13 protein-coding genes are annotated in these 18,512 nt (G+C 56.9%); 2 read left to right on the top strand and 11 right to left on the bottom strand.

Translation table 11 applies throughout. The features are described 5' to 3' along the window. Positions 1 to 161: 161 nt before the first annotated feature. Together rpsG and rpsL are read right to left on the bottom strand one after the other, a co-directional pair. Positions 162 to 629, bottom strand: coding sequence for a 30S ribosomal protein S7 (gene rpsG / locus QP888_RS03095; RefSeq protein WP_018121318.1), 468 nt, complete (start codon positions 627 to 629; stop codon positions 162 to 164). A 6-nt stretch (positions 630 to 635) separates the two neighbouring features. Further along, positions 636 to 1,004 carry a 30S ribosomal protein S12 gene (gene rpsL / locus QP888_RS03090; protein WP_018121319.1) on the bottom strand — a complete coding sequence of 123 codons (369 nt, stop codon included), beginning with the start codon at positions 1,002 to 1,004 and terminating at the stop codon, positions 636 to 638. Between the two features lie 348 nt (positions 1,005 to 1,352). Between rpsL and QP888_RS03085 the strand changes: the two genes are divergently transcribed. Next, a complete protein-coding gene (locus tag QP888_RS03085) occupies positions 1,353 to 2,960 on the top strand; it encodes a polysaccharide deacetylase family protein (RefSeq protein WP_284812065.1) in 1,608 nt (535 codons plus the stop codon). Here the strand turns inward: QP888_RS03085 and QP888_RS03080 are convergent. The 7 genes from QP888_RS03080 to QP888_RS03050 all read right to left on the bottom strand — a co-directional run bounded on the left by QP888_RS03080 (position 2,957) and on the right by QP888_RS03050 (position 15,920). Then, a complete protein-coding gene (locus QP888_RS03080; RefSeq protein WP_284812170.1) occupies positions 2,957 to 3,727 on the bottom strand; it encodes an energy-coupling factor transporter transmembrane component T family protein in 771 nt (256 codons plus the stop codon). The genes QP888_RS03085 and QP888_RS03080 overlap by 4 nt on opposite strands. Positions 3,728 to 3,764: 37 nt before the next feature. After that, positions 3,765 to 5,186, bottom strand: coding sequence for an ABC transporter ATP-binding protein (locus QP888_RS03075; protein ID WP_284812064.1), 1,422 nt, complete (start codon positions 5,184 to 5,186; stop codon positions 3,765 to 3,767). Positions 5,187 to 5,197: 11 nt separating this feature from the next. Further along, the gene (locus QP888_RS03070) at positions 5,198 to 5,836 is read right to left on the bottom strand and encodes an ECF transporter S component (protein WP_284812063.1); all 639 of its coding nucleotides are present in this window, start codon (positions 5,834 to 5,836) and stop codon (positions 5,198 to 5,200) included. A gap of 371 nt (positions 5,837 to 6,207) precedes the next feature. Continuing rightward, entirely contained in the window at positions 6,208 to 10,203 is a 3,996-nt protein-coding gene (locus QP888_RS03065; RefSeq protein WP_284812062.1) for a DNA-directed RNA polymerase subunit beta', read from the bottom strand. 82 nt (positions 10,204 to 10,285) lie between these two features. Then, the gene (rpoB, locus tag QP888_RS03060) at positions 10,286 to 13,780 is read right to left on the bottom strand and encodes a DNA-directed RNA polymerase subunit beta (protein ID WP_284812061.1); all 3,495 of its coding nucleotides are present in this window, start codon (positions 13,778 to 13,780) and stop codon (positions 10,286 to 10,288) included. A 273-nt stretch (positions 13,781 to 14,053) separates the two neighbouring features. Beyond that, positions 14,054 to 15,202 carry a PorA family protein gene (locus tag QP888_RS03055; protein ID WP_284812060.1) on the bottom strand — a complete coding sequence of 383 codons (1,149 nt, stop codon included), beginning with the start codon at positions 15,200 to 15,202 and terminating at the stop codon, positions 14,054 to 14,056. Positions 15,203 to 15,296: 94 nt separating this feature from the next. Then, on the bottom strand, positions 15,297 to 15,920 hold the full coding sequence (locus tag QP888_RS03050; protein WP_284812059.1) for a flavodoxin: 624 nt from the start codon (positions 15,918 to 15,920) through the stop codon (positions 15,297 to 15,299). Between the two features lie 651 nt (positions 15,921 to 16,571). Here QP888_RS03050 and QP888_RS03045 point away from each other — a divergent pair. Next, on the top strand, positions 16,572 to 17,201 hold the full coding sequence (locus tag QP888_RS03045; RefSeq protein ID WP_284812058.1) for a DUF4143 domain-containing protein: 630 nt from the start codon (positions 16,572 to 16,574) through the stop codon (positions 17,199 to 17,201). Positions 17,202 to 17,394: 193 nt separating this feature from the next. On the opposite strand, the gene rplL is transcribed toward QP888_RS03045, so the two are convergent. Further along, a complete protein-coding gene (rplL, locus tag QP888_RS03040) occupies positions 17,395 to 17,781 on the bottom strand; it encodes a 50S ribosomal protein L7/L12 (protein WP_049148393.1) in 387 nt (128 codons plus the stop codon). Positions 17,782 to 17,931: 150 nt separating this feature from the next. Continuing rightward, positions 17,932 to 18,453 (bottom strand): 50S ribosomal protein L10, encoded by a 522-nt coding sequence (rplJ, locus tag QP888_RS03035; protein ID WP_018121330.1) that lies wholly within the window; start codon positions 18,451 to 18,453, stop codon positions 17,932 to 17,934. Between the last annotated feature and the right edge of the window lie 59 nt (positions 18,454 to 18,512).

The raw sequence follows: 18,512 nt of genomic DNA, 5'->3' as shown, positions 1-18,512 counted from the left end.
TCATAAAGCCGGAAGGCAGCGCTGCTGCTAAACAAAAGACCCGCAAGCCTCCAGGTCGTGCTGGTGCATTCCGGGTCAATCTGTCATATCCAGACCATGAACGGCTCCTCGCTGGGAAGAACCACACATTGTTAAGCTTCGCAGTCTGGGTATAGAGCGAATTACCAGCGGTAGTGGGCGAAAGCGCGGTTGGCTTCTGCCATCTTGTGAGTGTCTTCACGGCGCTTAACGGAAGCACCCAGACCGTTGGAGGCATCCAGGATCTCATTAGCCAGACGCTCGATCATGGTGTTCTCGCGACGCTTACGAGTAAAGGTAACCAACCAACGCAAAGCCAAGGTGTTCGCACGGCTTGGACGAACTTCCATAGGAACCTGGTAAGTAGCGCCACCGACACGACGAGAACGAACCTCGAGATCCGGGCGGATGTTGCCCAGAGCCTTTTCAAGGGTACCCAATGGGTCAGTGCCAGTCTTTTCCTTGCACTTGTCTAGTGCACCGTAAACGATACGCTCAGCGGTAGCTTTCTTACCGTCCAGAAGCACCTTGTTGATCAGCTGAGTAACCTGCTCGGACTGGTAAACCGGATCTTTGACAACTGGACGCTTTGGAGCTTGATTCTTACGCATTGTTTATTACCCCTTCTTTGCGCCGTAACGGGAACGAGCCTGCTTACGGTCCTTAACACCCTGGGTGTCAAGAGCACCACGGACGATCTTGTAACGAATACCTGGAAGGTCCTTTACACGACCACCGCGAACCAAAACCATGGAGTGCTCCTGCAGGTTGTGGCCCTCGCCTGGGATGTAGGCCGAAACCTCAACACCGGAGGTCAGCCGAACACGGGCAAGCTTACGCAACGCGGAGTTCGGCTTCTTCGGGGTGGTGGTGTAGACGCGGGTGCACACGCCACGACGCTGTGGGGAACCCTTCAGCGCTGCGGTTGCCACCTTCGACTTCTTATCGTGGCGGCCCTTGCGGACCAGCTGTTGAATAGTTGGCATAAACCAGTCTTTCTTGTCAGTTGAGTTTTCTTACACCTTGCGGCGCGAAGCACACTACTTGCTGGCGAACAAACCCAAACACGCAAAAATTAGGGCTCTTTTCCGGGGCCCTTCCGCGTGTCCAGAACGTCTCCATTGGCAATTTTGTGCGTCGTGAAGATGATCAGACTTTCATCCCACCGTTCTGGCGAGACGAACCAGAGTGAACTTTAGCAGGTTCTGTAGGTAGTGGCAATTACCGATTCTCCCACTGTTTACGTTTCTTTCAGTGTTTAAGCGTTCACGCGCATCGCTGCTCACCGACGACACATCGATGCGCATGGTAGGGCTGTTATTTAATGTGGAAGCATGATTTCCTCTCGTCGTCATCGCACCGTCAATACCGCCGCGTTCGCCGCTGTTTCATCACTGACCCTGGTTCTTGCAGGCTGCACCACGCCTGCTGATGAGGCCCACTCTTCGAACAGCTACGATGCTGCCGTCTCGACCAGCGCGTCGCCAAGCGCTACCCCAACCCCGACCGACGACAATTTCTATATTGCCAATACGAGCTACGAAGGCATCACGTCGGTGGTCAGCCAGGAAGAAACCGACACCGTCACCTCCTATGTGGAAATTCCAGAAACGGAGTGGCCGGAGATTAATAAGGTGCTTAAGACTGAGGTCGACGAGTTACGCGAACACTTCCGTTCGGTCACCCGCGATTCGACCCCAAGATTCGACGGTAAGTTCAGCGAGCGCGTGAGCTACAACTTGGTCTACCGCGGCGACGGCGTTCTGACTTTGGCCTTAAACACGCTGTTCGATACCCAAGGCGCTTCCCCCGAACGCCACCATCGGGTTCTTACTTTTGACCTGCACGATAACGGCCGGGTCGGGGTAGCAAACCTGTATGACGGCGCTATCGATGCCAACGGCGACGTTGTTGCAGACCACGCTGGCCTGCAAGAATTTGTGGAGAAAGCCCGCGAGCAGCTACGAAGCCAGTACGACGCTTCCGAGGTTTTCCCCGAGGATCTGACAGCGGAAAGCTTGGGTGGATTCGCACTTGGCGACGACGGACGATCCCTCGACATCCACTTCGATGACGGCACCGTCAGCGCTTATTCCGCCGGCAGAATCGAGTTGTCGATTGATCCGCACAAATTGCAGCACAAGCCAGACTCCGCACTGGCCACACGCGTACTAGGAGATGATTTTGGAAGCGGCGGCAGTAGCAGCGCTACCGGCAAGACACATACCGCTCAGGCCCAGCCAGGCCAGTCCGAAAAGATCGCGCAACCGTCGCAACCAGCGCAACCGTCGCAACAAGCGCAAGCTGCGAACCAGCAAGATTCCCGGCAGGCACCACGTAACCCAGGAGCACCGCGGGTAGCGTTAACCTTCGACGACGGTCCCGCAGCGAACACCAACCGGTTGCTGGATACTCTTGCGCAATACAACGCGAAAGCCACGTTCTTCACCATCGGCTCGAGCGTGGATGCGAGCCCGACAACCGTCGCGCGTGCTTTACATGAGGGCCATGCCGTCGGCAATCACACCTATAATCATCCAGACTTGACGACGCTGGGGGCCGACGAGGTACGCAACGAACTCAGCCAAGGCAACCAAGCAATCGCCAATGCCACCGGCGGCCACACTCCGACTATGCTGCGCCCTCCCTACGGGGCGACGAACCACACCGTTAATAACATCGCCGCAGAGCTTGGCATGGCCAACATCATCTGGTCGGTCGATACCCGCGATTGGCAAGACCGCGACTCCGCACTAGTTTGCAACCGTGCGGTTACCAACGCCTATGACGGAGCCGTGATTTTGCTGCACGATCTGCATGCGACCAGCGTCGATGCGATGCCCTGCATTTTGGATTCTTTAAGCAACCAGGGCTATGAATTCGTGACCGCTGAACAGCTATTCGGCGGTGTCAAACCGGGACTGAATTACTACGGTGGTTAAAGACCAAACCAGCGCCAACTGCCAACGAGCACCGCAACGACGACCGGGATCGCTGCGCACACCAGTGCTATTCCCAGCGCTCGCCAGTCTGCGGCACGCAACGTGGCAGGACGCGCCCAGGTACGGCGCTCACCGTATAGAGGCTGGCGCCCGAAACCACGTGCCTCCATGGCAGTGGCGAGCTTGCCGCCGCGTCGTAAAGCAAGTACCAGCAGGCCAAACGCCATGGTGAAAAAATGCGCGATTTTGCCGCGATCTCCCAGTCCGCGGGCGCGGCGAGCTCGATTCATCGCGACCCAGTCGTCTTTAAACAGCCCGGTCATGCGAACCCCGGCCACAGAGCCGATCACGAAGCGATCCGGGAAATGCAAGATCTGCGCCAGCGAATCCCCCAACCGAGTCGGGTCAATATTTCGCGCCAACAAGATCACCGGGCTGGCCACGGCCAAGATTCGGATCATAATCGCTATCGCCAGCTCAATTGAGTTATCCGAGATAGTCATGAGCCAGAACTCGAAATACACTTCCCCACCCTCGGCACCATAGAGCAGCATCGAAATGCCCGATAGCGGGGCGATCAACAGCAGCGGCCAAAGAGTTGCCGCGAGAGTTTTCAGCCCTACTCCCCCAACAAGGGCAACGACGATGGTGATAGCCAAAGAGATAGAGGCACTCACCCAATCCAGGCTGAACAGCAACGGGGTGGTCACCAACAGCATGATGATAATGCGCGTCAGTGGATTTATTCGCGGCGCACCAGATGGCACCAGGTCCGCAGTCTGCGCAGCTTCAGTTCGCTGGGTATTAGCCACGAACTTCACCTCCCCCGGGTAGCAATTTCACATGGTTATCCCCGAGCGCGCTGCGGTAGTGCTTATCGTGAGTCACCGAGGCGACGGTCACACCATCGTCGACAAGCCCACGCACAATAGACACTAATTCCCCGAACGTGTGGGGATCCTGGCCAAAAGTAGGCTCGTCGAAAAGCACGAGCTTTGGAGCAGCAATCAAAGCCGTGGCCACCGACAGGCGGCGTTTTTCACCACCCGAAAGTGTGAACGGATTCGCCGAAGCAAGGTGCGCGAGCGAGAGCCGCTCTAACAACTCCTGATAACGTTGATCGGCTACCTTAAGGCCCATGACCTTGGGCCCGACCTGTAGTTCTTCAAGCACGGTACGCGCGACGAACTGGTGTTCCGGATTCTGAAACACATACCCGATGCGCTGCGCCAATTGGCGTGACTTCCACTTGGCGATGGGGCCGCGCTGGCCAGAACGAATGGATTCGGTAAGTTCGATTTTTCCGGATGCAAGCGGGCGTAGGCCAGCCAAAGTCATCAACAGGGTGGTTTTCCCCGCGCCATTCGCTCCAGTAATCACCGTCGAGGCATGTTCGGGTAACTGCAGACTGCGCGCCGGCAGATGAGCTGGTTGGTCGGCGGCAATGACCTTATCGGCAACCAAGGCCGGGGTGTGCTGTGCCAATTCTGGGCGTGCCTGCGGAACACGGGAAAGTCTGCGCCGGGCCACGATTTCTTGCACTGGGGCGTCGTCGACAAGCGTGCCATCCGCGAACTCCAGGCCGCGTTCGACCAACGGCAACCACGCGTCATAATTGTGCTCGACGACCAGCAGCGTGGCACCGGTGTGCTTGACGACGTTAGCCACCGCCTGCACTACACCGCGCGCGCCCTCCGGGTCAAGGTTCGCAGTGGGTTCATCCAGGATAATGATCCCCGGACGCATCGCGATCACACCTGCTAGCGCCAGACGCTGTTTTTGGCCTCCCGACAGGTGCGCGGTCGGATGGTCCAGGGGCAATTCCAGGCCGACCAGCGGCAGGGCCGCGCGCACCCGGCGCCAAATCTCGCTGCGCTCCAACCCGAGGTTTTCGCAGCCAAACGCGACATCATCACCGACACGGGCGGCAATAACCTGGGAGTCGGGATCTTGCAGGACCAACCCCACCGGTATAGCTGCGCCCGCAGGTTCTTGCCGCCCGGATGAATCTCGCAACACCAGACTGCCTACCTGGTCGCCTTCCTCTTCCCCTCCGAGCACACCGGCAATGGCAGCGACCAGGGTGGATTTTCCCGACCCTGAGTTACCACATATCAACACGCGCTCCCCAGCAGCGATCTGCAGGTTGACGCGATTAAGCGCAGGCCGGCGACGCCCGGCGTGGGTCCAGGAGTAATTCGACATTTCGACGGCTGTAGCGAGCATAAAATTAAAGCTTATACGCGGTGCTCCCGCCCGGCTGCGAAGCGGTCGAGCGCGCCCGTTTTCGCCAGCGATTTCATCAGGCTAAACCCGACGATGCCAGCCAAGATAGCGCCGGAAATTGCGACGCAGACCAGGTAGATGATGTTAAATTCTAGTGACTTAGCAAGGTTAGGCGACAAGAATAACTCCAAGGTCCAGGCCCCCACACCGGCACCGATACCCGACAAGATAGCTACCAGCAGGTTGAACTTCCGGTAAGCAAACAACAGGAAGATCAGCTCGGCACCCAGGCCCTGCGCTAGCCCCGAATAGAGAGTTTCTGGCCCCCATTGTGAACCGAGGGCAGCTGAGACACTGGCAGCGAAAACTTCCACGAATATCGCCGCACCTGGTTTGCGGATGATCAGACCACCCAGTACGCCACCAAGCAACCAAATGCCGACGGCCAAACCGCCCAGACCCGGGGTCAGGTTATCCATCGCGGTCAACCAGGCATAACCAATGTTGTTCCAGACCACGAAGATGAAGCCGGTTGCGACACCGAGGATCGCGACGATGACGATGTCGATCGGCCGCCACTGCAAGTTTCGCTTGGACTGCGCTGGTGGCGTGGCAGCAGACTGAGAACCGCCAGCTTTTTGTTGGGGCATATCTCGCCCTTTCTACGGTGTAATTGGCGCAGCTTGAGCTGAATTCGACGGTTTTAGTGCCGATACGCTGCAGCAAGTTCTATTTGTTAAGACCGTTACACGCTATACCCTGGCAAAAATTTTGCCAAGGGCTTATGCGCAGCATCACCTATTTTGGCAAAGAGCTGGGTGCGCACTGAGCGGGCGATATGGACGATGATATAAGCAAGGCCTTTCTGCAGCCGGACGCGCTGAACAGGCCGACCGAGACAGCCGTGGCATGGAAAACGGCCCTACCCCGAAACGGGATAGGGCCAACGATGCGCTAGCACTGCGAAGCTGACTTCCTGCTACCAGCAATTAGCCGCCTGGCGCAGGAAACAAGCCGCTGGTTACAGCTCGAAGGTTTCGTCCAATGGGACGGATGCGCCAGTGAAGTCACTGTAGCCGTCGTCGCCGTAAATGGAATCACCGTAGGTTGGGATGGAGTATGCCGCATTGCGGGCAGCCTCCGTCGGCTTCACGGTGATATTGCGGTAACGGTTGATACCGGTACCAGCCGGGATGAGCTTACCGATGATGACGTTTTCCTTCAGACCAATCAACGAGTCGGAACGCTTGTTGATGGCGGCGTCGGTAAGAACGCGGGTGGTCTCCTGGAACGAGGCGGCCGACAGCCATGACTCGGTAGCCAGGGAGGCCTTGGTAATACCCATGATCTCGGAACGCATCTCGGCAGGCTGGCCACCTTCAGCGACCTGTGCCGCGTTGACCTGCTTAGCCTCGGAAAGGTCAATCAGGTTGCCCGGCAGCAGCGAGGTAGTACCGGAATCAATAACGGTACCGCGGCGCAGCATCTGACGGATGATGATCTCGATGTGCTTGTCGTGGATAGCCACACCCTGGGTGCGGTACACGGCCTGCACTTCGTCGATCAGGTGCTTTTCGACGCCGCGACGTCCCAGAACTTCCAGAACATCGTGCGGATCGGCAGCACCGCGCAACAGACGCTCGCCGACTTCGACGTGGTCCCCGTCGCGCAAAGCGCGCTCGATCATGGCATCCGGGTTGGATTCCATTGGGCGACGCACCTGGGCCAGGCCCTGACGCTTCGACAGCTTCTCGTAGACAACGTCGTCCGAACCATCATCTGGGTGGATGGTCAGAGTCCAGAAGTTACCTTCATCCGACAGCGAGATCTCGCCGGCGACGGAGGCGATTGGGGCGCGGTTCTTCGGGTTGCGGGCCTCAAACAGCTCCTGCACACGTGGCAGACCACCGGTAATGTCGCCACCGACACCACCCTGGTGGAAGGTACGCATCGTCAACTGGGTACCCGGCTCACCAATGGACTGGGCAGCCACGATACCGACGGCCTCGCCGATGTCGACCAGGTTGCCAGAAGCCATGGACTTGCCGTAACACTTCGCACAGACACCGGCTGGGGTCTGGCAAGTCAGAACCGAACGAACCTTGATCTCGGTGATGCCAGCGTCGACCAGCTTCTGCGTGTTCTCTTCAGTCAAGTCTTCGCCACCAGCAACCAAGACTTCGCCGTTGGCGTCCTTGACATCAGAGGCAACCACGCGACCGGAAGCGGAGGTCTCCCACAGCTCGTGTACCGCGTAGGTGTCGTCGGTGATCTGCTCGCCGATCGGAACACGCACGCCCTGACGGGTTGCACAGTCTTCTTCGCGGACGATGACGTCCTGAGCAACGTCGACCAGACGGCGGGTCAAGTAACCGGAGTCTGCGGTACGCAGCGCGGTATCGGCCAGACCCTTACGGGAACCGTGCGAGTTGTTGAAGTACTCGAGAACCGACAGACCTTCGCGGAAGGACGTCTTGATCGGACGGGTGATGTAATCACCCTTCGAGTTCACAACCATGCCCTTCATACCGGCCAGCGTCCAGATCTGTCGCATGTTACCGGCCGCACCCGACTTCACGATCATCGGAATTGGGTTGTCATCTGGGTACAGGTCCTCGACAGAGGAACCAACCTTGTCGGTGGCATCCTTCCACAGCTCGACCAAGCGCTCATAACGCTCGCGCTCGGTCAGCGCACCCTGTTCCCAGTACTTGCGCTCGATGCGCTCGGCCTCGGCTTCATAGGATTCCAAGATCTCGGTCTTGTTCGGCAAGACCAACACGTCGTGCATGGTGATGGTCACACCGGATCGGGTTGCCCAGTAGAAGCCCGCATCCTTCATCTTGTCCAGAGTCTGGGCCACGGAGATCATTGGGTACTTGACGGCCAAGTCATTGATGACGTCGCCAAGCAGGATCTTCTCCTCGCCGCCGCCCTTACGGACCATGACGCCCTCAAGGTATGGGTAATCCCAAGGCAGAAGTTCATTGAACATGATGCGACCCAGGGTGGTATCAGCCAACCAGGTGTCACCGCGCTGCCAACCTTCTGGAAACTGCGCCTCTTCGATCTCGCGCGGTGGGCGCAGGTGGGAAATGCGGACCTTGATCGGCGCCTGCAAACCAAGAACACCACGGTCGCGCGCCATGATGGCTTCCGCGTAGGACGAATAGACGCCCTGCGCTGGACCGTTTTCGTCGCCCGGCTGGTAGCGGCCTTCGCCGCCCTGTTCGTCGGCGCGCTTGTTCATGGTCAAGAAGTACAGACCGGTGACCATATCCAGACGCGGCATCGCCAATGGCTTACCGGACGCTGGCGAGAGAATGTTGTTCGACGACAGCATCAGCACGCGGGCTTCGGCTTGGGCCTCGGCGGACAGTGGCAGGTGGACTGCCATCTGGTCACCGTCGAAGTCGGCGTTGAAGGCCTCACACGCCAGAGGGTGCAGCTGAATAGCTTTACCTTCGACGAGCTTCGGCTCGAATGCTTGGATACCCAGACGGTGCAGGGTTGGTGCACGGTTCAGCAGAACTGGGTGCTCGGAAATTGCTTCTTCCAACACGTCCCAGACTTCTGGGCGCTGGCGCTCAACCATGCGCTTAGCGGACTTAATGTTTTGCGCATAATCATTTTCCACCAGACGCTTCATGACGAATGGCTTGAACAGCTCCAACGCCATCAGCTTCGGCAGACCGCACTCGTGCAGCTTCAGCTGCGGACCGACGATAATAACCGAACGGCCGGAGTAGTCCACACGCTTACCCAGCAGGTTCTGACGGAAACGACCCGACTTACCCTTCAGCAAGTCAGACAGCGATTTCAGTGGGCGGTTGCCTGGGCCTGCGACCGGACGGCCACGACGGCCGTTGTCGAACAGTGCATCCACCGACTCCTGCAGCATGCGCTTTTCGTTGTTCACGATGATCTCAGGGGCACCGAGATCCAGCATGCGCTTCAAACGGTTGTTGCGGTTGATAACACGACGGTAGAGGTCGTTCAAGTCGGAGGTCGCGAAACGGCCGCCGTCGAGCTGCACCATTGGACGCAGCTCTGGTGGGATGACTGGAATGGAATCCAGAACCATGCCGGCAGGGTCATTTCCGGAGTTCAGGAACGCAGCGACGACCTTCAGGCGCTTCAACGCGCGCATCTTCTTCTGGCCCTTGCCTTCGTTGATGATGCCGCGCAGCTCCTCCGCTTCGGCCTCCAGGTCGAAGTTCCGGATCAGGGTCTGGATAGCTTCCGCGCCCATACCGCCGGTGAAGTAATCCTCGTAGCGATCGACGAGTTCTTCGTAGATGGTCTCGTCGATGATCATCTGCTTTGGAGCCAGCTTAACGAAGTGGTTCCAGATTTCGTCGAGGCGATCAACTTCGCGCTCGCCGCGTTCGCGCATGTGCTGCATTTCTTTCTCGGCAGCGTTTTGCACCTTACGACGTGCGTCGGCCTTCGCACCGGCTTCTTCCAGTTCCGCCAAGTCCTGCTCGAGCTTCTGAGCTCGCTCGGCGATCTCAGACTCGGTGTCGTCTTCTACGTCCTTCTTTTCCAGAAGCATTTCTGCTTCCAAAGTGGACAAGTCGTTGTGGCGGGCTTCCTCATCTACCGAGGTGATGATGTTCGCCGCGAAATAGATGATGCGCTCCAGGTCCTTGGGAGCCAAGTCCAGCAGGTAACCCAGGCGGGAAGGAACACCCTTGAAGTACCAGATGTGGGTCACCGGAGCAGCCAGCTCGATGTGGCCCATGCGCTCACGGCGCACCTTGGACTTGGTCACCTCAACGCCACAGCGCTCACAAATGATGCCCTTGTAGCGGACACGCTTGTACTTGCCACAAGCACATTCCCAGTCGCGGGTTGGTCCGAAGATGCGCTCACAGAACAAGCCGTCGCGTTCCGGCTTCAGGGTGCGGTAGTTAATGGTTTCCGGCTTCTTGACCTCGCCCTTGGACCAACGGCGGATGTCGTCGGCGGTGGCAAGACCAATGCGGAGTTCGTCGAAGAGGTTTACGTCAAACACGTAAATGCCCTTTCCCCTCCGATGAAGGAGGGATTGCAATGACTATTAAGGACTTTTGGTATTTCGGCGTTGGTTTTGCCGTTTAGGAGATGTCTGCAGCGGCGCCCTCATCGCGGGACAAGTTAATGCCCAGCGATGGTCCGGCTTCGTCGTCCTCGTCAGAGCCAGATAGCTCCATCGGGGTTCCGTCAGAGGAAAGAACCTCAACGTTAAGGCACAACGACTGCAGTTCCTTGAGCAAGACCTTGAAGGACTCTGGGATACCCGGATCCGGGATGTTATCGCCCTTCACGATCGCCTCGTAGACCTTCACACGTCCAACCACGTCGTCGGACTTGATCGTCAGAAGCTCCTGCAGGGTGTAGGCGGCACCGTATGCCTGCATTGCCCACACCTCCATCTCACCGAAGCGCTGACCACCGAACTGTGCCTTACCACCCAATGGCTGCTGGGTAATCATGGAATAAGGACCAGTCGAACGAGCGTGAATCTTCTCGTCGATCAAGTGGTGCAGCTTCAAGATGTACATGTAACCGACGGAGATCGGGTGCTCGAATGGCTCACCGGAGCGGCCATCGAACAAACGCGCCTTACCGTGGCGATCCACCATGACGTTGCCGTCGCGGTTTGGACGGGAGTTAGCCAACAGACCAGAGACTTCTTCGTTGGAAGCGCCGTCAAAAACCGGGGTTGCGGTCAGCGAGTTAGCCGGAACGTCGTACAGTTCCTTCGGCAGGGTCTTGATCAGTTCTTGGTTCTGCGGATCGTTGGGATCAACCTTCCAACCGGCATGTGCCAGCCAGCCCAGGTGAATCTCCAAAACCTGACCAATGTTCATACGACGTGGAACACCGTGGGTGTTCAGGATGACATCAACCGGGGTTCCGTCTTCCATAAACGGCATATCTTCTGGTGGCAGGATCTTGCCGACGACACCCTTGTTGCCGTGGCGTCCGGCAAGCTTATCGCCGTCCTGAATCTTGCGCTTCTGGGCGACGTAAACGCGGATCATCTCATTGACGCCTGGCGACAAATCGTCGTCGTCTTCGCGAGAGAATCGCGCCACGCCAATGACCTTGCCGGTTTCGCCGTGCGGAACCTTCATCGAGGTATCGCGCACCTCGCGGGCCTTTTCACCGAAGATGGCACGCAGCAAACGTTCTTCTGGGGTCAGCTCCGTTTCACCCTTCGGGGTGACCTTACCGACGAGGATGTCGCCTGGGCGAACGTCCGCACCAATGCGAATGATGCCGCGTTCATCGAGGTCACGCAAGACATCTTCCGAGACATTCGGAATCTCGCGAGTAATTTCTTCGGCACCCAGCTTAGTGTCGCGGGCATCAATCTCGTGCTCTTCGATGTGCACGGAGGTCAGCGAATCATCTTCCACGATGGACTGATTCAGGATGATCGCGTCCTCGTAGTTGTGGCCTTCCCATGGCATGAACGCCACCAGCATGTTGCGGCCCAGCGACATCTCACCATTGTGCGTACCTGGACCGTCGGCAAGCACCTGGCCTGCCTCGACGCGGTCGCCAATGTTGACCAGTGGAGTCTGGTTGTAGTTGGTTCCCTGGTTGGTGCGCTCAAACTTACGCAGCATGTAGGTGTCACGGATGCCGTCATCATCCATGATGGTGATCAGGTCCGCCGACACGTTCTCGACGACACCTGACTTCGGGGTGATGACGACGTCGCCAGCATCGTAAGCGGCGCGCAATTCCATGCCGGTACCAACGTATGGTGCCTCGGAGCGAACCAGAGGGACTGCCTGACGCTGCATGTTGGCACCCATCAGTGCACGGTTAGCGTCGTCGTGCTCCAGGAACGGAATCATCGCGGTAGCGACAGACACCATCTGGCGTGGAGAAACGTCGACGTAATCCACACCATCAGCAGTGGTAACGGCGATATCTCCGTCTTTCTGACGGACCTCAATACGGTCGCTAAGGATGGTGCCGTCTTCTGCCGTTGGAACTTCAGCCTGGGCAATGGAATAACGGTCTTCCGCATCCGCAGCCAAGTATTCAACCTCGTTGGTGACTTTGCCGTCCACAACCTTGCGGTATGGGGTCTCGATGAATCCGAAGGAGTTCACGCGACCATAGGAAGCCAGCGATCCGATCAGACCAATGTTTGGACCTTCGGGAGTCTCAATTGGGCACATGCGTCCGTAGTGCGAAGGGTGCACGTCTCGGACCTCAATGCCGGCGCGTTCGCGAGACAAACCACCAGGGCCCAACGCAGACAAACGACGCTTGTGGGTCAGACCCGACAGCGAGTTGTTCTGGTCCATGAACTGGGACAGCTGGGAGGTACCAAAGAATTCACGAATCGAAGCCGAGACCGGACGCACGTTAATCAGCGAAGTCGGCGTGATCGATTCAGCATCCTGGGTGGTCATGCGTTCACGCACAACGCGCTCCATACGGGACAAGCCGACGCGAACCTGATTCTGAATCAACTCGCCAACGGTACGCAGACGACGATTACCGAAGTGGTCAATGTCGTCGGTATCCAACATCAGGTGCTGACCGTCCGGCGATTCCATCTCCCGCTCGCCGGTGTGCAGGCGCACCAAGTATTCCAGGGTGGTGGCGATGTCTTCTTCAGTCAGGGTGCTCACACCGTCATGATCGCCGCCCAATCCCAACTTACGGTTGATCTTGTAACGACCAACGCGTGCCAAGTCATAACGCTTCGGGTTAAAGAAGGAGTTATCCAACAACGACTGCGCCAGATCGCGGGTAGGCTGCTCACCCGGACGCTGCTTGCGGTAAATCTCCAGCAAAGCCTCATCGGTATTAGCCACGCCATCAGCTTCCAGCGTGGACATCATGAGCTCAGAGAAGCCGAAACGCTCGCGGATCTTCTCTTCAGTCCAGCCCAAAGCCTTCAGCAACACGGTGACTGGCTGGCGGCGCTTACGGTCAATACGTACGCCAACGGTATCGCGCTTGTCGACGTCGAATTCCAGCCATGCACCACGGGAAGGAATAACCTTCACAGCATGCAACGGGCGCTCGGTGGACTTGTCGATGGAGCGATCAAAATAGACACCCGGAGAACGCACCAGCTGCGATACGATAACGCGCTCGGTACCGTTCACGATGAACGTGCCTTTTTCTGTCATCATTGGGAAATCGCCAATGAAGACAGTCTGGGACTTAATCTCCTGGGTATCGGAGTTAATGAATTCCGCGGTCACATACAGTGGCGCGGAGTAGTTAATGTCTTTTTCTTTCGCTTCGTCGACGGTGTTTTTCACCGGCTCGAAACGTGGCTCGGACAACGAAAGAGACATGTTGCCTGAGTAATCCTCAATAGGCGAAAGCTCATTCAGGATATCCTCGAGCCCTGAAGTAATCTGCGCATCGGCACCGCGGAGTTCTTGCTCGCGCTCACGCCATTCCGGCGTACCGATGAGCCAATCATAAGAGTCTCGTTGTAGGTCTAAAAGCCCCGGGACGGCAATAGGTTCGTCAATCTTCGCGAACGAGTACCGTTGCGGGGCTCCAGGAATATTAGCCACTGAACTGGTCTGGCGGGAGACTGCCAAGATGGGTCCTTCCAGCACCTCACGCGGAAGCGGGTGTCAGCCACTCTGGCATGTGACTGCCCCACAACCGCTGGTATTTTTTAGCATCTTTTATTGCTGTGGATTCCCGTGATCAGATAGCATAAAATCACCTTGTCAAGTGAACGTTTTCACGAAAATTAACAAGGCTCAATCACGCACCTGTCCCCAGGATCCAGCGCAACGTAGCAGTTTATTGCAGTTTTCTTATTTTGTAAAGTCCTGATCAGCAACTGTGGCAGATGAGGTTAACCAATCACACGCTGCTCAGATTTAATTCTGTCGGGCCCGCCGAAAGCCACCAAACACACCGATCAGCGCCAGCACCGTAATAATCACACCAATTCCCAACACAATGTAGCGGATAAGACGCACTGTGTCATCGTCAGGGAATGATTCAGCCTGGGTAATAAGCTTGTCGACGTCGGCGTCGGCAAGCTGCGCTTGGTATGCGATGCCGTCTTCGATGTGCTCTCCCGTGTGAGTCGCAAAATAGTCGTCGACAGTTTCGTGCAGATCGACAATCATGCCGGTGCGCGGATGCACAAAATAGTCACGCGTCGCCGAATGATGCAAATACAGCTGCCGCCTTATTGCGGGTTCCGGATCTTGTTCTAGCGCCTCTTCAGGAGCTTCATCTAGCGCTTCTTCAGGAGCTTCTTCTGGAGCTTCATCTAGCGCTTCTTCAGGAGCTTCTTCTGGAGCTTCATCTAGCGCTCCTTCTGGGGCCTTTTCAGGAACTTCTTCTGCGTTTTCTTCTGGAACTTCCTCTGGGACCGGAAGCTCTTCCTGTTTAGTGTTGCGCGCATCCGCGTATTTCGAGGCAACGTTCACCGGATCGATGACCTGACGATAGCGGTACAACTCCACCCCATCGACTGTGACTTCCTCCTGAAACGCCGCCGGATAGGATCCACGAAGAGTTTCGTCAAACACGTCATAGCTGGTCTTTTCCGCGTCAACCGGGAATTTCAACCACTGGCCATCGATCTCGATGTGTGCAGCCGGTGTCACCAACGTGTGGCTGAGTTGTGCGGTACTCAACGCTTCCCCGGTCCGACGGTCCATGTCGAAGGCCCAGACGTCGGCGTCGACAAGCTCGGTCGTGTCCGGGCCATCTTCCGCGTGGCTATCCCCTGGCTGCTCGTCGGGCTGGCCTACTTGGTTGTCCTCGGCGCTTCGCACAAGCGTCGAACCGACGCGAACGGCGACCGATTTTGCATCAGCAGGCTCCAGTAGGTCCCAATGCAACTGGCGCTGGTAACCAGTGGCATCGTCGACAAGCCGAAAGGTGGTGTGCTGGACATCAAGCGGTAATCGCGCATCACTGTGCACAAAGCGCGGAGCCAGGCCGGCGCCGACCACCAAGGCAAGGCCAATGGCGATCGCAATCGCAGACAAAACTCGTGAGGCAGGCAGCATGGGTGGCAGTTTACCGTACCCAGGGAACAAGGACCCTAATCGATGCCAGCACGCAGTCACACCATATGAGCTGATCGCGCTACATAGTGGTTACTCAAAGCTCCTCACCGTGGAACTCGACAGCCACCCAGGCGTCAACATCTTCCGCAGCGTTGTCCGCATCCTCGCCACGAACCGGTAGCCCCTGGTGCACCGTCGCCTTCGGGCATGCCACATCCACCTCCGACAATGCTGCACCCGCGCCGCCAGTAAACGTCACAAATGGATAGACGTCCTTGCCAGCCAAACCATTGGTCTCATCAAAGAAAGTACGAAGAATCATGGGAAGCTCTGCGTGCCACACCGGGCTGCCCACGATAATGCGCTCATACTTGCCGACGTCCGGTAGTTCGCCAGCGATGGCCGGACGGGCATTGTCGCGTAGTTCTCGTGCCGAGCGCTGGTCAACGGAATCGAAGTCATCGGAATAGGGATCAGCGGCCGTGATCTCGAAAGTGTCGCATTCGATGCGTTCGGCGATCATATCGGCGACGCGCTTAGTATTACCGATTTCTAGTGTGCGGCGACCACCATCCCAGAGATTTTCACCGCTGCGAGAAAAGAAAACGAGAAGGGTGTTCGGGGTGCTGGTCATGGGGAATCCTTTCTTCGCGAATGGTGGCATCCTGCGCGGGCAGCATGCCAACAGTGCAGACGCTGCCGCCAATTGTGGTGGCATTGCTAGGTTCTAGATTACTCCTTCTGGAAACGAAAAATCATCCGAAAGTATGGGTGCACCGTTGTGGGGTCCATGTTTGGAAAACACAGGACGCCAGGACGTTTTTCCGCGTGCCGTCAACGCTTCTGCTTTGGCGACACAATCCTTGCGCATATGGTGCTAAAACCTCGCGATTACTGTGGTAAATCCTCGCGTATATTGTGGCGAATACTCGCGCATATTGTGGAAAATCCGCACGCTAGCATTACTTCATCCTCAAACGCGTCATTGACTTAGACCGCCGTCCGGGCAGGTATGTCATTACCGGATCCATCGATTTGCTCACCCTCCCCGGAGTATCCGATTCTCTTGCCGGACGAGCGGAATCACCACGTCTCTACGGTCTGAGCCAAGGAGAATTAGCCAATAGGTCAACCCCAGGAGATTGGGTCCACTGGATCCTTTCCGTCACTTCCAGTACCGCGATCGACTCCGTAGGAAAGCCCTTCCAGCACGAAAATATTGCGCGGCCTGAACAACAAAGATCAATTGTTATTGCAGGTGGATACTCAGAGCCACTAAAACGAGAGCCTGGTCGCCGACGGGACCGATGGTTGTCTTCCTATCTGGAACGCTTAGCTACCCATGACGCCCGTGAATTAGCAGGAAGCAGTGACTACTGCAGAATATCTGCAACCATTGTTAAAGATATTGGCAAGCCAAGGGCAAGCTGAACTTGTCAAAGCAAAGTTCGCCCGGAACCTTGGAATCTCCGAGACTGCACTTACTGACTATCTACAGCTCGCTGAACGGATGTATTTGGTCGACTCCATTCCTGGCTGGGGCGTCGGTTTTACCAACCGCAGCGTGAAACGCTCAAAAATCAGCGTTTCCGATACAGGGCTGGCCGCGTTTTTATCGGGGCTAACGGTGCAAAAATCGCTCCAATCCGGTGGTTTTGAATTATACGGTGCCCTTCTAGAGGCATTCATCGTCGGGAAACTGCGCAAACAACAGACCTGGTCTACCGAGTGTTATTCCATCGCTCATTTCCGGCAAAGAAGCGAAGAAATCGATATCGTTGTTGAGCTTGCCGACGGGCGGGTTATTCTCATCGAAGTAAAAAGCACGCATGACGTCGATGCACGCGCATGGAAGCACCTGAAAACCATTGGCTCACAGCTAGGTCAACGCATAGCGGCAACCGTGGTTATCTACCTCGGGGACAAGGCGCTCCGATTCCACGACGAGGAGCACACGATATTCGTCCTTCCGGTGACATCGTTGTGGCAACACCCCTAACCACGCCAGGGGTAAGGGGTAATAGGGGTTTAACGACAGGAAAGGGTTAAACGACAGGGTTAACCCACAAAAAACGTGTCCCAAACCCGATAACAAAACCCGCGGGCACCAAAGAGGTGAACCCGCGGGTTAGCGATTGTTGCGAGCTATAACCGGCTCGCGGCGGTGGCAAGAATGCTTGAGGTAGTAAAGACTACTTCAGCTCGACAGAAGCGCCAGCTTCTTCCAGCTTGGTCTTTGCAGCCTCGGCGTCGTCCTTGGAAGCGCCCTCGATGATAGCCTTTGGAGCGGACTCTACGAGTTCCTTGGCTTCCTTCAGGCCCAGGCCGGAAACGATTTCGCGGACAGCCTTAATAACGCCGATCTTCTTAGCGCCAGCGTCGGTCAGGACAACGTCGAACTCGTCCTTCTCTTCAGCGGCACCCTCGCCAGCACCAGCGGCTGGGGCAGCAGCGGCAGCTACAGGAGCAGCAGCTTCAACGTCGAATACTTCCTCGAATTCCTTAACGAAATCGGAAAGTTCGATCAGGGTCATTTCCTTGAACGCTTCAATGAGCTCGTCCTTGGAGAGCTTAGCCATGTCAGGCTTCCTTTCTATAGTTGCGTGTTCTGCGCATTCGCGCTTCACAGTGCACAATTTGTCGTTGGTCCCGGCGCATCGTCGGCTTGCGAGCCGCGCTGGATGATCCAGCCAGGCCTTGCAAGCGCGAGGGCCAGCACCGGGTGGTTTTTAGCCTTCGTTCTGCTTCTTCTCTTCGAGAGCAGCGCCGAGGCGAGCCATCTTGGTAGCAGGTGCGTTGAACACAGCTGCTGCCTTTGCCAAGTTGCCCTTCATAGCGCCAGCCAGCTTCGCAAGGGTTACCTCGCGGCTGTCCAGGTCAGCCAGTGCCTTGACTTGGTCGGCATTCAGCGCGTTGCCGTCCATGTAGCCGGCCTTAACGACGAGGGCGTCGTTTTCGGAACCGAACTTCTTGAATACCTTTGCGGCGTCAACAGCTTCGCCCTTGATGAAGGCGATAGCGGTTGGGCCCTGGAAGTATTCGTCAAGGTCAGTGATTCCCGCTTCGTTAGCGGCAATCTTCAGAAGGGTGTTCTTGGCGACGGAGTATTCAACATCGAAACCCAGCTGATCACGCAGCTCGGAAATCTGCGGAACAGTCAGACCACGGTATTCGGTCAAAACAACCGAGTCAGACTCAGCCAGCTTGTTCTTCAGCTTGGCTAGCTCCGCAATGTTTTTCGGGTTTGCCATGGTTACTCACGCCTCCTTTCGATACATCCTAGTGGTGTCACCACGAGACTTCCCTGCCC

The sequence above is a fragment of the Corynebacterium sp. MSK297 genome (assembly GCF_030232885.1).
Classification (GTDB): Bacteria; Actinomycetota; Actinomycetes; order Mycobacteriales; family Mycobacteriaceae; genus Corynebacterium.
This window is presented reverse-complemented; position numbering and strand designations above follow the sequence as displayed.